Genomic DNA, 12,907 nt, shown 5'->3' with positions numbered 1-12,907 from the left:
GCCGTGCGGGGCGGGGGCGGCCACCGGATCCGGTGGCCGTCCCCGCCCCGCGGCCGTCAGTCGCCGGTGACGGTGACCTTCTCGTCGTTCTGGATCTGCCGCACCAGCTCCCCCACCTTCGCCTTGTCCCAGACGAGGTTGCCGCCGCGGCTGCCGGAGACGGGCATGTTCATGGATTTCCCGTCCCCGCCGTTGACGCTCTTCATCGCGAAGAACATCTCGGAGAGGTCGAACAGCGACATGTCCTGGTCGACGATGAGCGTGTCGAGGCCGGCGCCGAGCGTCGGGTACAGCCTGAAGGGGTTGAGGACCGTGCCCGGCGTCGCCGCCTGGCCGGCGAGCGCCGAGAGGAACTTCTGCTGGTTCTTCGTCCGCGCCAGGTCCGACTCGGCGAAGGCGTAGCGGGTCCGGACGAAGGCGAGCGCCTGCTCGCCGTCGAGGGTCTGCTTGCCCGCCTTGAAGTCGGCGCCGGACTTCTTGTCCTTGAAGCCCTTCTCGATGGTCAGCTCGACCCCGCCGAGCGCGTCGACGATGTTGGCGAAGCCGGCGAAGCCGATCTCCGCGTAGTGGTCGATGCGCAGTCCGGTGTTGTGCTCGACGGTGCGGACGAGCAGTTCGGGGCCGTCCTCGGCGTACGCCGCGTTCAGCTTCACGCGGCGGCCGGTGCCCTTGAACGTCCTGCCGGACTCGGAGCCGACGAACGTGGGGATCTCCACGTCCGAGTCGCGCGGCAGGGAGATCATCGTGTTCCCGCTGCCGCAGGCGGCGAGGATCATCATCGAGTCGGTGCGCTTGCCCTTGGCGAAACCGGTGTGCAGGCGCTTCATGTCCTCGCCGGTCATGCCCTCGCGGCTGTCGGAGCCGACGATGAGGTACGTCGTGCAGTCGCCCTCCTGCGGGCGCTCGACGACCTTCGAGAGGTCCACCTCGCGGCGCATCCTGCCGTCGGCCCAGAAGTACGTGCCGATCGTCGTGGCCACCAGGACGGTCGCGACCGCGATCGAGCCGACCTTGAGTCGGCGCCTCCAGTCCGGCGCGGGGCGCGCACCGGGGCCGTACGACGGGGACGGCGTGCCGGTCCCGCGGCCGCCGCCGCCCGGTCCCCCGCCGTGGCCGCCGCGGGGGACGCCGTAGACCTGGCCCGTGTTGTAGCCGCTGTCGTACGGTGCGGCGCCGCCGGCCGCGTCGTCGTACCCCTGCCGCTGCTGCGGCGGGACGGAGCCGGGCCGCGTGCGGGGCATCACGCGGGCGCCCTCGGGCCGGGCGTCGGCGCCGCCGCGGCCGTGACGCGCGTCACGGCCGCCGGACCATCCTTCAGGCCAGTCATTCATGCGCAACAGTGTGCCGTGCGGGCCCGCGCCCCTTACAGGGCAGGGGGAAACAGGGGCGCCGCTGTAGCCAAGCTGATGCAATGCGGCCCCCTCCGGCCCGGGGCATATGGTGGGGGGCATGACAGACCAGGCCGCCCCCGGGGGCAAGCCGACCTCGGCCTCCCGCACCACGCTCAGCCACATCATGACGGGCAACGACACCAACCTGCTCGGTACGGTGCACGGCGGAGTGATCATGAAGCTGGTGGACGACGCCGCGGGCGCGGTCGCGGGACGGCACTCCGGCGGGCCCGCGGTGACCGCGTCCATGGACGAGATGGTCTTCCTGGAGCCCGTCCGCGTCGGCGACCTCGTCCACGTCAGGGCGCAGGTCAACTGGACCGGCAGGTCCTCCATGGAGATCGGCGTGCGGGTGCTCGCCGAACGGTGGAACGAGTCCACGCCGGCCACGCGGGTCGGCTCGGCGTACCTGGTGTTCGCCGCCGTCGACGCGGACGGCAGGCCGCGCCCCGTGCCGCCGGTGATCCCGGAGACCGAGCGCGACAAGCGCCGCTACCAGGAGGCCCAGATCCGCCGCACCCACCGTCTGGCCCGCCGCCGCGCCATCCTGGAGCTGCGCGAGCGCCGGGCGGCGGAGGGCAGGGAGGACTGAGCCGCCGCCCCGGCGGCTCAGGGGCAGACGACCTGGTCGCCGGTGAGCGCCTCGTCCCCGGCGGACCCCCGCGCGGGGGTCGGGGCCCCGGTGCGCACCGGCCGCACGGCCGTGCGGTCCGCCCCGGCCGTGACCCGCATCAACGGCCCCTGGCCGGGTACGGCCAGCAGCCGGGCGCCGGGCAGCGCCGCCGCGAGGGTCTCCGCCGAGCGGTCCCAGACCGGGTCGTACGCGACGACGGTCCGGGCGACGTCCCGCCGCCCGGCGTCGTACGGGGTGCGGGTCGTGTCGAAGCCCGCCGCCCGCAGGCCGGCGTCCATCCGGGCGGCCAGCCCCGGGATCCCGGTGCCGTTGTACACCTGGACGCGGACGTCCCCCGGCGGTACGGCGACGGCCCCGCGGCGCGTCGCCGGCCCGGCGGGGCGGGCGCGCAGGGGCCGGTCCTCGCGGATCGACGCGAACAGCTTCCGCGCCCGCGCCGCGTCCCACCGCACCGTCGCCCCCACCCCGTCGACGCGCGGGCCCTCCGCCTCGACGGGTACGGACGCGAATTCGGACGACGCCGCCGTGAGGCCGCGCATCCCCCCGGCCAGCTCCAGCACCTCCTCCGCGCCGAACCCCCGGTCCGCGCGGACCGATCCGGCCGCCGCCTCCAGGACGCCGCGGAACCGCCGCGGGTCGAGCAGTACGCCGCTGCCCGTCGCCCGGTCGATCAGCGCGGCGACGAACCGCTGCTGCCGCCGCATCCGCCCCAGGTCGGAGGTGGCGTCGACGTGGCGGGACCGCACGTACCGCAGGGCCCCGCCGCCGTCGAGGACGTGGGTCCCGGCGGGCAGGTCGAGGCCGGTGTACGGGTCCCTCATGGGGCGGGCGGTGCAGATCCGGACCCCTCCGAGGGCGTCGACGGCGCTCATGAAGCCGGTGAAGTCGACCTCCAGGTAGTGGTCGACCTTCACCCCGGTCATCCGCTCGACGGTCCGGACCAGCAGGCCCGGCCCGCCCTCGGCGTGGACGGCGTTCAGCTTGACCGGGCGGGCGCCGCGGCGCTCCCCGGTGGCCGGGTCCGCGTGTCCGGGCAGCTCGACGTAGGAGTCGCGGGGCAGGGAGACCACGCTGACGCGCCGGCGGTCCTCCGAGACGTGGGCCAGCATGACCGTGTCCGTGCAGTTGCAGGGGGCGCCGCCGAGCCGGTACCGGGCCTTCTCCGCGGGGGTGACCCGGTCGCGGCCGTCCGTGCCGACGAGCAGGACGTTGGTGCCGCGGCCGGCCGCCGGGCGGTTCTTCGTGTCCGCGAACGCCTCGACCCGGCCGATCCCCGTGTCGAGGGTGGTGACGACGGCGTGGCCGACGCCGCCGACCACGAGGACCAGGACCGACAGGGTCGTCGCCAGCCCCGCCCCCCACCGGACCCACCACCGGCGCGGCGGCCGTGCCGCCCGGGGCGCCGCCGGGCGTCCCGCACCGCGGACCGGCGGGCCGGGGACCGGGCGGGCGGGGCGGGGCGGCACGGGCACGAAGGACACCTCCGCGGGCGGGTGGGGGAACCGCCACGGTAGGCCCGTACGATCGGCGGCCGGCCGCACCACCCCGGGCGGCGCACACCGGCGTCCCCCGTTCGCGGTAACGTGGCGGGCGTCACCGCTGTCCGCCCGCCCGGGCCGACCCCCGCGCCCCGGGGCCGTCGCCGCCCCGGGACGTCCTTCGCACCTCCGAGGAACCATGCCCCTGCCCCCGGTCTCCGTGATCATGCCGGTCCTCAACGAGGAGCGGTACCTGCGCGACGCGGTCCGCCACATCCTCGACCAGGAGTACGACGGCGAGATGGAGGTGGTGATCGCGCTCGGCCCGTCCACCGACCGGACCGACGAGATCGCCGCCGAGCTGGTCCGCGAGGACCCGCGCGTGCACACCGTGCCCAACCCGACGGGCCGTACGCCCGCCGCGCTGAACGCGGCGATCAGGGCGTCGCGCCACCCGGTCGTGGTACGCGTCGACGGGCACGGCATGCTGTCGCCGAACTACATCGCGACGGCGGTGCGGCTGCTGGAGGAGACCGGCGCGCAGAACGTCGGCGGCATCATGCACGCCGAGGGCGAGAACGCCTGGGAGGAGGCCGTCGCCGCCGCGATGACCTCCCGCATCGGCGTGGGCAACGCCGCGTTCCACACGGGCGGCGAGGCCGGCCCGGCGGAGACGGTCTACCTGGGCGTGTTCCGGCGCGAGGCGCTGGAGCGGCAGGGCGGCTACAACGAGGAGTTCGTCCGCGCCCAGGACTGGGAGCTGAACTTCCGCATCCGCGAGGCGGGCGGGCTGATCTGGTTCTCGCCGGAGCTGAAGGTGCGCTACCGGCCGCGGCCGTCGGTGCGGGCGCTGGCGAAGCAGTACAAGGACTACGGCCGCTGGCGCCACGTGGTGGCCCGCTACCACCGGGGCTCCATCAACCTGCGCTACCTGGCCCCGCCGGCGGCCGTCTGCGCCATCGCGGCCGGCCTCGTCGTGGGCGCGACCCTCACCCCGCTGGGCTTCGCCGTCCCGGGCGGCTACCTCGCGGCGATCGTCCTGGGCTCCGTCCCGGCGGGCCGGGGACTCTCGCCCAAGGCCCGGCTGCAGGTCCCGGTGGCGCTGGCGACGATGCACATGTCGTGGGGGTACGGCTTCCTCACCAGCCCGCGCAGCCTCGCGAGGAAGGTCATCGCCAGCCGCCGCCCCGCGGTCCGCACGGCGGCCTGACCCCCGCTCCGGTACGCAAGGCCCCCGGCGCCCGCCCCGGCGCCGGGGGCCTCCGCTTCCCACCGGGCCGCCAGGTCCTCACGCGGCCGAGCCGTCGCCCCGGGCGACAGGGCGAACGCCGGACAAGCACCGGTGACTTTCGCGGAACCGCGAGGCCACCCGGCTTCAGGCTGCCTCGGCTGTCACCGCACGCGGCCGAGGTGGATGACGTTGACGCGGATGTGCCGGTCGCTGTCCTCGTACACGACCCGGTACGGACGGACGTGGACGCGCAGCACGTCGCCGGCTCCGAAGGCGCCGTCAGGCCGGGGGTCGTCGGCGAGGCGGTCGACGGCGGTGCACACCTGACGGACCGTGGCGGGGTCGTCCTTGGCGAGCCGTTCCGCCTGGGCGAGGGCCTCGGGCTCCCAGATGACCTCGCACGTCAAGCGTCGTTCTCGCCTAGGAGCACCCCTCTGCCAGGGACTGGCTTCGGGCCCCAGTGCGCAGCGCGGCCACCAGACGAGCAGCGCGGTGTTCCCGGCGTGCAGGAACGTGCGCTTCATGAACGTGTCCGCGACGTAGGAAGGGAGGTACCCATCCGCGCGCCGCGGGCTGATGTCGGTGCTGGGCCCTCGCCAAAGGCTGGATCACCTGGCAAGCACGGGAGATCACGATCGAGAGCCGGGAACGCTGCGGCGCCCGCGCCCTGGTCCCGGTCAACGGACTGGCTGAGTACCCCGCCAACGCGGACGGGGCGATCACCGCGGAAGGAGACAACATCGCGATCTGGTGCAAGGCCGCCGCCGAGATGGTCTTCGGTCACCCGCTCGCCCCGCACCCCGGCAGGCGACCGGCCGAGAAAGCCTGACAGACCCCGACTTCCTTCGCCTCTGCATCACCGCCACCGAGCATCACTGGCACGACACCGCACGGCGTGACCTGCGAGGGGGTGAAGCAGGTGACGCACTCGGGCGCTGGAACAACGCCTCTGCCGCCGCCCTGAACCTCGCCGAGGCCCACACCGTCGGCCAGGCTGCCGATGCCTTCGCCGCAGCCCTCGCCCGAGTCACCGACCCCGGCACCCGGGCAGTCCTAGACGACCTGCATGTCCTGTTCCTGCTGAACCAGGTGCACTCCCGCAGCGGCCTGCTCCTGGCCGAGCGCGTCCTGAGCCGCGAGCACGTCCGCTCACTGCCCCGCACACACCACGCTCTGACCGCCCGCCTCGCCCTCCCCTCCTGCCCACGATGACGGAGGGCTTCTCCATCCCCGAAGAACACCTGTCCTCCCTCCCGATGCTGACAGCCTTCCAACCCGAAGCCACTCCGGACTCGGGCCTTCCCCCAGTCACGGGCCGTCTGCTTCATGGTGGCGTCGACCTCCTCAAGGCCGATCACCACCCAGAGTCCGAAGGCTCCCGGGTCGGCGTCGACGCCAAGTTCGTCGGCGATCCTGGTGCGCAGCCGGTCCATCGGGGATCAGTCGTCAGGCCGCCCGCAGATACACCGTTCGTTCGACAGACCCGCGGGCACAGCCACCATGGGGATGCGTACAGGTCCGCATCCCCGGCTCGGGCGGGAACTCGGCCGCGGTCCACCTTCAAGGCGAAGGGGCGGGTCGGCCCGGCACGGCGTTGTTGCCTTGTCAGGGCTTGGGACGGCTTCGGGTAGGCCGACCGGCCACGAGCCGGTCTCATCGACGCCATCGACCAGCTCGTCCTCCGCGACAACGACGCCGGGTTGCTGCCGTGCATCGGGCTCCAACTCGACAGCTCACGAGCCAGGCCATTTTTCGGGCGGCCCGCGGTGGTGAACCGACAGCGGCAGCTTGGAATGCTGTCCTGTCACCGGATGGCGGGGCTCCCTTTTCTCATCCACGGCCGGCTTGGCAGCCGCACTCATGCGACCGGCGACGAGCCAGAGCGCGCAGGACGGTCACCGTCCGCGGCGTTTCGAGCCGCCGAGGCATTGCCAGTGGGACTTGTCAGCGGTGGTGATGGGGCAGAGGGGGCGGCCACCCGGTGATCACTCAGTCGGGTGGCCGCAGTGGTTACTGTGGCGCTGGCACTGCGCCACAGTGGTTCAGGCGGTGGACTGCTGCAATTGCCGCAGCGAGTGGACCAACTGGTCCACCTCCTGTGAGGTGTTGTACAGGGCGAGCGAGGCCCGTGCCGCGTCTTCCAGGCCGTAGTGGCGCAGCGCTGGCTGGGCGCAGTGGTGGCCTGCCCGGATGGCGATTCCCTCCCGGTCGAGCCAGTCGGCGATCTCCGCCGGCTCGTGCCCGGTGAGTGTGAAGGTCAGGACGGCGACCCTGCCGGGCGCCGAGCCGAGGATCTCCATGCCCGGGAGGGTGGTGAGAGCCTGCTGTGCGTAAGTGATCAGATTTGCCTCGTATGTGGCCACGGCTTCCCGGTCGAAGGAGGTCAGCCAGTTCAGGGCTGCCAGCAGTCCGACGACTCCGGCGATGTGGCCGGTGCCGGCTTCGAAACGGTGCGGGACGGGCGCGTAGGTGGTCCGCCCGAAGTCCACCGATTCGATCATGTTGCCGCCGCCCTGCCATGGTCGCATGCCCTGCAGGATTTCCGGCTTGGCGTACAGCGCCCCGATCCCGGTGGGGGCGAACACCTTGTGCCCGGAGAAGGTGTAGAAGTCGGCGTCGAGGTCTTGGACGTCCACCGGGAAGTGGGCGATGGCCTGGGCACCGTCCACCAGGACTTTGGCCCCGTAGCGGTGGGCCAGTGCCGTCATCTCCCGAACGGGGGGCACGGTGCCCAGGACGTTCGAGGCGTGGCTCAGCGCGACGAGCTGGGTGCGGAAAGAGAGAAGGTCGGCGTAGGCGTTCTGGTCGATCTGCCCGTCCGGCAGGAGCGGAATGGGCACCACCCGGGCTTGCCGTTCCTTGGCGATGTGCTGCCAGGGAACGATGTTGGAGTGGTGCTCCATCGTCGAGACGAGAATCTCATCGCCGGGGCCGAGGTTGTCGCGACCCCAGCTCTGTGCGACGAGGTTGATCGCTTCGGTGGTGCCGCGGACGAAGACGACGCTGTCCGGTGTAGGCGCGCCGAGCAGGCCGGCGACCGCGGCGCGGCCCTCCTCGTAGATGTCGGTGGCTTCCCGGGCCATGGTGTGCGCACCGCGGTGAATGTTGGAGTTGGCGCTGGCGTAGTAGGCGCTCAGAGCCTCGATGACCTGGCGCGGTTTTTGTGTGGTGGCGCCGTTGTCCAGCCAGACAAGGGGGCGGCCGTTGACCGTACGCTGCAGGACGGGGATGTCTCGGCGCGCCATGTCCGGGGAGAAGACGCCGTGCTGGCTAGGGGCTGCGTACGTTTGTTCTGCCCAGGCGTGGGACGAAGGCGCCTGAACTGCCGTAGCGGCCGGGGCGGCATGTGCGCCGGGTGGGGGCGGAGCTGTCTGTACGGGGGGAGCCTGGACGGTGTGTGCCGTGTGATCGGGCACGGTGATCTGCCGTGCGGGAGCAGTCGGCAGGCGGTGGTCTTCCGGCATGGCCGGGCCGGGCCGGGCGGCCGGGGCCGCTGAAACTGCCTGCTGCGCAAGTACGGCGGGCGCTGTCGCAGCCGTGGGATCGACTGTCGTTAGCCCGGGGGTGGCGGCCTGTTCCGTGGGGCGGGGCCGAACCGGATGCTTGGCCGAGGCCGCGGGAACCGTGGGCGCTCGGAGGGTTCCGGGGGCTTTGCGGCCCCTGGACTCAGGAGTAGTCATGGTACTTGGACACCTCAACGTTCTGCAGTACGGCGGTGGCGTCCTCCACCAGGACCGCGGCGTTGAAGTAGGCCGTCATCAGGTACGAGCTGATGCCCTTCTGGTCCATGCCCATGTTCCGCATGGACAGGCCCGGTTCCACCTCGTCGGTCACCTTCGACGGGCGCAGGCCCACCACGCCCTGCTCAGCCTCTCCCACCCGCATCAGCAGGATTTCGGTGGTGCCTGTGCCGGCCCGGCCCGAGAAACGCACCTTGTCCGAGGGCAGCATCGGCACACCTCGCCAGGTCAGCAACGGGCTGCCGAAGCGGGTGTCCATCAGCGGGGGCACTCCCCGGCGGGTACATTCCCGCGCGAAGGCGGCAATCGCCCGGGGGTGGGCGAGGAAGTACGCCGGGTGCTTCCACACCCTGGTCAGCAGCTCGTCCAAGTCGTCCGGGGTGGGTGCGCCGGTACGCGTCTGCACGCGCTGCCCGGGAGCGACATTGTGGAACAAGCCGTACTCCGGGTGGTTGAGCATCATCGCTTCCTGGCGCTCGCGCAGGGCCTGGATGGTCAGGTCGGCTTGGGACCGGGTCTGGTCCATGGGCTCGTTGTAGAGGTCGGCGACGCGGCTGTGCACGCGCAGCACGGTCTGGGCCAGGCTCATGTGGTACTCGCGCGGAGTGTCCTCGTACTCGACGTACGTTCCCGGCAGGTCGGGCTCACCCACGTGGCCCGAGGCCAGTTCCACCGGCACCTCGGAGCCGGGCTCGGGTGCGCCGTCCGCGGTGTAGGCCTCCAGCGCTACTCGCAGCTGCTCGTCGCCGTCAGCCAGTCGGGTCAGCTCGTCGCGGTTCAGGCACAGTGCCACACCGTGGGTCAGCGCCTTGACGTAGTGGGGCATGGGCGCGCCGCTGGTCCAGGATGCGAGGTCGAAGAACTGGCCGTCACCGATGACCTCAAGGACGGCTTCGTCGCCGTAGCGGCCCGTGACCCGCTTCTCTGCCTTGCCGTGCACCAGCACCCACAGCTGCCCGCAGGGCTCGTCCTCCGTGGCCAGGACCTGCCCCGCCTCGAAGGTGACGGTGGTGAACGAACCGGCCAGTTCGGTGAGCAGGGCCGAATCGGCTTCCCGTAGGTAGGGCAGCTCGCGCAGGTCCTCGGCGATGACGCGATGGGCGCCGTTGTCGTTGTAGCTGCTGATGCGGTCGTCACCCAGGAGGAAGGTACGGCGGCGGTTGACACGGTAGACACCGGACTCGACGTCCACCCACGGCAGCGCACGCAGCAGATAACGGGGGGTGATCGCCCGCATCTGCGGCCGGGTTTTGGTGGTATTGGCCAACTGCCGTGCGGCATCGGGGCTGAGGCTCTGCTGGTAGTCGTTCATCGTGACCTCCCGGGCGGACTGTGGCGATCCGTGCACCGCCACAATCACCGGTGTGATCACCCGCACACAACCAGGAACGTGTGAGCGAAAGTCCTGAATTCTTCGAACGGGGCACCGGCCCATGCCTCCCCGCGGCCCACCGGTCCTTGAAGCTCACCCGTACCCAAAGACCTGCCGATATGGCAGTGCTCAAAAACGAAAAGCGTCACCTCAGACAGCAATTTTTTGACTGCACAATCGGCCGGAAGCAATCGGCCTGATAAGTATGAAAAACATTCAATACGAGGAACACGACAAGACCGGTGATGCGGGCCGCCTCGTAGGCAGCAGCACACGGGACTGAGACGGCGTCCTATGGGGTGAGGAGGACGAGCCGCTTGTAGCAGCACAGGGCTGCGGCGAGGCCGAGAACGGCCAGGTAGCTGCGGGAGTGGCGTTCGCAGCAGGGGCTGTCAGTCGTGGGGTACGGCTTCCTCACCAGCCCGCACTCCCTGGCACGGAAGGCATCGCCAGCCGCCGCCCCGCGGTCCGCAAGGCCCCCGGCGCCGGGGCGGGCGCCGGGGGCGTCCGCTTCCCACCGGGCCGCCGGGTCTTCACGCGGCCGAGGTGGATGACGTTGTCCCGGATGTGCCGGTCACTGACCATGACCCAACACCGGCCAACGTGGGCGCGCAGCACGTCACCGGCTGCGGGGGCGCCGTCAGGCCGGGGGTTGTCGGCGAGGCGGTCGACGGCGGTGCACACCTGACGGACCCCGGCGGGGTCGTCCTTGGCAAGCCGTTCCGCCCGGGCGAAAGCTTCGGGCTCTCAGACGACCTCGGACGTCACGCGTCGCCCCCGCCGAAGACGCGCCGGTACGCCTCGTCGTGCGGGAAGCCGACGTCTTCGCCGCAGTCCTGGCGGTCGCGGTAGGCGGCCAGGGCCCGCAGTTGCAGCGAGCGGCGAGTTCCTGCATCTGTGCGCGGGCCCCGGCGCGCGACCGAACCTCGCCGGAGCACGTCAGACGGTGCGCCTACCGTCTTCGGGAATGGACGCCACGAACGAGCCCATGCCAGGCGTCGTAGTGATCAGCCCCTCCTCGCGGAGCGCTGCGGTCGCCTTCCGCACCGTCGTCCTGGCGACCCCGAACTCCTCCTCCAGCCGCACTTCGGAGATCAGGGTGCGCGGCGGCAGGTCGCCTGTCTCGATCCGCTTCCGGATCTCGTCGGCGATCTGCACCCACTTGGGCTGGGTCGGATCGAACTCCATCACGAGCGGACTGTATGCACCAGTGGACACTCGAACATAGAAGCTCATACCAATAGCTAGCCATAGACAGGTATCTACAGATTCGCTATTCTCGCCGCACGTGAAGACCCCCGCGACGGATGGAGCCGTCCGGGGGCGTGGCCACCAGCCTCACAGGAGCTGACGACATGAGCATTATCCACGCGTTCGTACGCCTGGTCCTGGGCGTGTTCGCGCCCGGCACCGGCAGGCGGCGGGCCGGGGCGCCGCCCGTCGCGCCCGCACCCCCGCCCGCGCCGCGCCGGGCCCGACGCGCGCCGGGTGCGTCCCCGCTGCCCGCGCCCCGGTCGCCGTACCGGTCGGCCGGGCCCATCGACGGCGAGGCGACCGCACTGGTACGCCCGTACCTGGTCGCGTACGAGGGGCGGCAGCGGCAGGCGTGGCGGCGCGCCGCCCTCGTGCTCGCCGCCGACTTCGGCGTCGACCTCGACGTGCGCAACCTCCACGCGGCGGGAGCGGCCCGGTGAGGGGGACGCGGCGGCCGGTCCGCATGTGCGTGCGCTGCGACCGGATGACGGACTCCCCCGTCGTCGTGTCGGAGGTGCACCAGGGTTCGGGGCCCGGGTGGAACGTCTACGCCTGCCCCGCGTGCGCCCCGCACTTCCCGCCGGTACCCGACGTGCTCGACCTGCTGGGCGGCGGCCGGGCCGAGCGCACGCGGGAGTGCGAGGAGGGCGCGCACTCGCGGTGCGACCCGGTGGGGGCCGGGGGCACCGTGACCGGCTCGGGCGGGGAGCCCGCCCGCCCCGCCGGGTGCGCCTGCGTCTGCCACCCGGCGGGATGAGGGCCGGTGGCCCCCGGCGTCCGTTCCGCGGCGCCGGGGGCCGTCCGTGCGGGCGTCAGACGGCGCCGAGGAACGCCAGGACGCCGACCGGGAGCAGCAGCGTCCACTGCGGCAGCCGGAGCAGCGGCCTCGGCCCCCCCGGCGGTCAGCGCGACGACGAGGAACACCACCGCGTACGGCCGTGTACCGGGCGGCGACGAACAGCACCAGTGCCCTGGCGGGGTCGTCCGTCAGGGCGAGGGCCAGCAGCACGACGGAGCTGAGCAGCAGGTCGGCGGCGACCGGGTGCCGGACGGCGTGGAGGGTGCGCCGGGGCTCGTCGGGCAGCGATCCGCCCAGCGGCGGGCGGACCACGGACCGCCCGCCCGCGACGACGTGCACGACCGTGGTGGCCGCCGCGAGGAGCCCCGCGGCGAAGAACCGTCCGTTCGTCAGGGCTCCGATCGCGGTGATCGGCACCGCGCCGTGCCGCGGGGGTCCGGGCGCGGACGGCCGCCGGTGCTTTCGCGGCGGTGGACGAGCCGGTTCAGACCGCTTCGCCGACCCGGAAGTCGTAGTAGTGCTCCCCGCCGACGAGGACGGAGGTGACGTGGACGGGCAGGCCGCCGCGCACGCGGGGCACCTTCTGGGAGGTCTGGCGGGTGAAGCCCAGGGAGACCCCGGGGACGAAGGGGTACTCCGGCTCTCTCCTGTCGACGGTCCAGCCGCGCCCCTCCGCCTTGCGGAAGAGCTCCTCGGCCGGCGTGGTGAAGACGTCGTCGCCGTCGAGGAGGACGCGTACGTCGGTCCGGCGGCCCTCGCCGGGCCACCACAGCTCGACCGCGGTGACGGCCTCGCCGGAGCCCTCCAGGAAGACGCTGACCATGATCTCCCGGCACGCCGTGTACATCGCCTTCGGCGGGTGCCCGTCGGCGGGCACGACGCGGGAGGCCCCCCAGGGAGCGACGGCGGCGAGGGCTTCGTCGGGGGTCATCCCCAGGCGTACGGGCCCGACGCCGTGCGGCGGATCCAGGATCAGGTCCAAGGGGCACTGCGCCTTTCCGTGTACGG

14 protein-coding genes and 1 pseudogene are annotated in these 12,907 nt (G+C 72.2%); 6 read left to right on the top strand and 9 right to left on the bottom strand.

Features of this window, described 5'->3' with window-relative positions; translation table 11 throughout:
* Window positions 1-56: 56 nt before the first annotated feature.
* The gene (locus LUW75_RS15575; RefSeq protein ID WP_250336151.1) at window positions 57-1,331 is read right to left on the bottom strand and encodes an LCP family protein; all 1,275 of its coding nucleotides are present in this window, start codon (window positions 1,329-1,331) and stop codon (window positions 57-59) included.
* 118 nt (window positions 1,332-1,449) lie between these two features.
* Between LUW75_RS15575 and LUW75_RS15570 the strand changes: the two genes are divergently transcribed.
* Window positions 1,450-1,983, top strand: a complete 534-nt coding sequence (locus LUW75_RS15570; protein WP_250336150.1) for an acyl-CoA thioesterase — start codon at window positions 1,450-1,452, stop codon at window positions 1,981-1,983.
* Between the two features lie 17 nt (window positions 1,984-2,000).
* Here LUW75_RS15570 and LUW75_RS15565 read toward each other — a convergent pair whose 3' ends face one another.
* Window positions 2,001-3,497: an LCP family protein gene (locus LUW75_RS15565; RefSeq protein ID WP_250336149.1), complete on the bottom strand. Its 1,497-nt coding sequence runs from the start codon at window positions 3,495-3,497 to the stop codon at window positions 2,001-2,003.
* Between the two features lie 205 nt (window positions 3,498-3,702).
* Between LUW75_RS15565 and LUW75_RS15560 the strand changes: the two genes are divergently transcribed.
* Window positions 3,703-4,713: a glycosyltransferase family 2 protein gene (locus tag LUW75_RS15560; protein WP_250336148.1), complete on the top strand. Its 1,011-nt coding sequence runs from the start codon at window positions 3,703-3,705 to the stop codon at window positions 4,711-4,713.
* Between the two features lie 182 nt (window positions 4,714-4,895).
* Here LUW75_RS15560 and LUW75_RS15555 read toward each other — a convergent pair whose 3' ends face one another.
* Entirely contained in the window at window positions 4,896-5,258 is a 363-nt protein-coding gene (locus tag LUW75_RS15555) for a type II toxin-antitoxin system RelE family toxin (protein WP_250336147.1), read from the bottom strand.
* Between the two features lie 83 nt (window positions 5,259-5,341).
* On the opposite strand from LUW75_RS15555, the gene LUW75_RS24985 reads away from it, so the two are divergent.
* A complete protein-coding gene (locus tag LUW75_RS24985) occupies window positions 5,342-5,563 on the top strand; it encodes a hypothetical protein (protein ID WP_462933798.1) in 222 nt (73 codons plus the stop codon).
* Entirely contained in the window at window positions 5,485-5,946 is a 462-nt protein-coding gene (locus LUW75_RS15550) for an acyl-CoA dehydrogenase (RefSeq protein ID WP_250336146.1), read from the top strand. Before LUW75_RS24985 ends, LUW75_RS15550 begins: the two co-directional genes overlap by 79 nt.
* 830 nt (window positions 5,947-6,776) lie before the next feature.
* On the opposite strand, the gene LUW75_RS15545 is transcribed toward LUW75_RS15550, so the two are convergent.
* From LUW75_RS15545 to LUW75_RS15525, 5 genes and pseudogenes are all read right to left on the bottom strand, one after another.
* Entirely contained in the window at window positions 6,777-7,979 is a 1,203-nt protein-coding gene (locus LUW75_RS15545; RefSeq protein WP_250336145.1) for a cysteine desulfurase, read from the bottom strand.
* Window positions 7,980-8,400: 421 nt separating this feature from the next.
* Window positions 8,401-9,786 carry a family 2B encapsulin nanocompartment shell protein gene (locus LUW75_RS15540; RefSeq protein ID WP_250336144.1) on the bottom strand — a complete coding sequence of 462 codons (1,386 nt, stop codon included), beginning with the start codon at window positions 9,784-9,786 and terminating at the stop codon, window positions 8,401-8,403.
* A 352-nt stretch (window positions 9,787-10,138) separates the two neighbouring features.
* Window positions 10,139-10,237: pseudogene (locus tag LUW75_RS15535) on the bottom strand (IS5/IS1182 family transposase); the annotation flags it as partial.
* A gap of 373 nt (window positions 10,238-10,610) precedes the next feature.
* Complete coding sequence (locus LUW75_RS15530) at window positions 10,611-10,784, bottom strand: hypothetical protein (RefSeq protein ID WP_250336143.1); 174 nt, start codon at window positions 10,782-10,784, stop codon at window positions 10,611-10,613.
* A gap of 1 nt (window position 10,785) precedes the next feature.
* Entirely contained in the window at window positions 10,786-11,037 is a 252-nt protein-coding gene (locus LUW75_RS15525; RefSeq protein ID WP_250337691.1) for a GntR family transcriptional regulator, read from the bottom strand.
* A 164-nt stretch (window positions 11,038-11,201) separates the two neighbouring features.
* On the opposite strand from LUW75_RS15525, the gene LUW75_RS15520 reads away from it, so the two are divergent.
* Together LUW75_RS15520 and LUW75_RS15515 are read left to right on the top strand one after the other, a co-directional pair.
* Window positions 11,202-11,540, top strand: a complete 339-nt coding sequence (locus LUW75_RS15520) for a hypothetical protein (protein WP_250336142.1) — start codon at window positions 11,202-11,204, stop codon at window positions 11,538-11,540.
* Window positions 11,541-11,584: 44 nt separating this feature from the next.
* Window positions 11,585-11,857 (top strand): hypothetical protein, encoded by a 273-nt coding sequence (locus LUW75_RS15515; RefSeq protein ID WP_250336141.1) that lies wholly within the window; start codon window positions 11,585-11,587, stop codon window positions 11,855-11,857.
* A 526-nt stretch (window positions 11,858-12,383) separates the two neighbouring features.
* Here the strand turns inward: LUW75_RS15515 and LUW75_RS15510 are convergent.
* Window positions 12,384-12,881, bottom strand: coding sequence for a hypothetical protein (locus LUW75_RS15510; RefSeq protein WP_250336140.1), 498 nt, complete (start codon window positions 12,879-12,881; stop codon window positions 12,384-12,386).
* Window positions 12,882-12,907 lie beyond the last annotated feature (26 nt).

Source organism: Streptomyces sp. MRC013 (genome assembly GCF_023614235.1).
Classification (GTDB): Bacteria; Actinomycetota; Actinomycetes; order Streptomycetales; family Streptomycetaceae; genus Streptomyces.
Note: the sequence above shows the minus strand (reverse complement) of the source record. Positions and strands in the feature narration are given on the sequence as shown.

Excerpts from the sequence above, each read along its gene's own strand:
- LUW75_RS15575 (WP_250336151.1), bottom strand. The coding sequence starts at position 1,331 with ATGAATGACTGGCCTGAAGGATGGTCCGGCGGCCGTGACGCGCGTCAC.
- LUW75_RS15570 (WP_250336150.1), top strand. The coding sequence starts at position 1,450 with ATGACAGACCAGGCCGCCCCCGGGGGCAAGCCGACCTCGGCCTCCCGC.
- LUW75_RS15560 (WP_250336148.1), top strand. The coding sequence starts at position 3,703 with ATGCCCCTGCCCCCGGTCTCCGTGATCATGCCGGTCCTCAACGAGGAG.
- LUW75_RS15555 (WP_250336147.1), bottom strand. The coding sequence starts at position 5,258 with ATGAAGCGCACGTTCCTGCACGCCGGGAACACCGCGCTGCTCGTCTGG.
- LUW75_RS15545 (WP_250336145.1), bottom strand. The coding sequence starts at position 7,979 with ATGGCGCGCCGAGACATCCCCGTCCTGCAGCGTACGGTCAACGGCCGC.
- LUW75_RS15540 (WP_250336144.1), bottom strand. The coding sequence starts at position 9,786 with ATGAACGACTACCAGCAGAGCCTCAGCCCCGATGCCGCACGGCAGTTG.
- LUW75_RS15520 (WP_250336142.1), top strand. The coding sequence starts at position 11,202 with ATGAGCATTATCCACGCGTTCGTACGCCTGGTCCTGGGCGTGTTCGCG.
- LUW75_RS15515 (WP_250336141.1), top strand. The coding sequence starts at position 11,585 with ATGACGGACTCCCCCGTCGTCGTGTCGGAGGTGCACCAGGGTTCGGGG.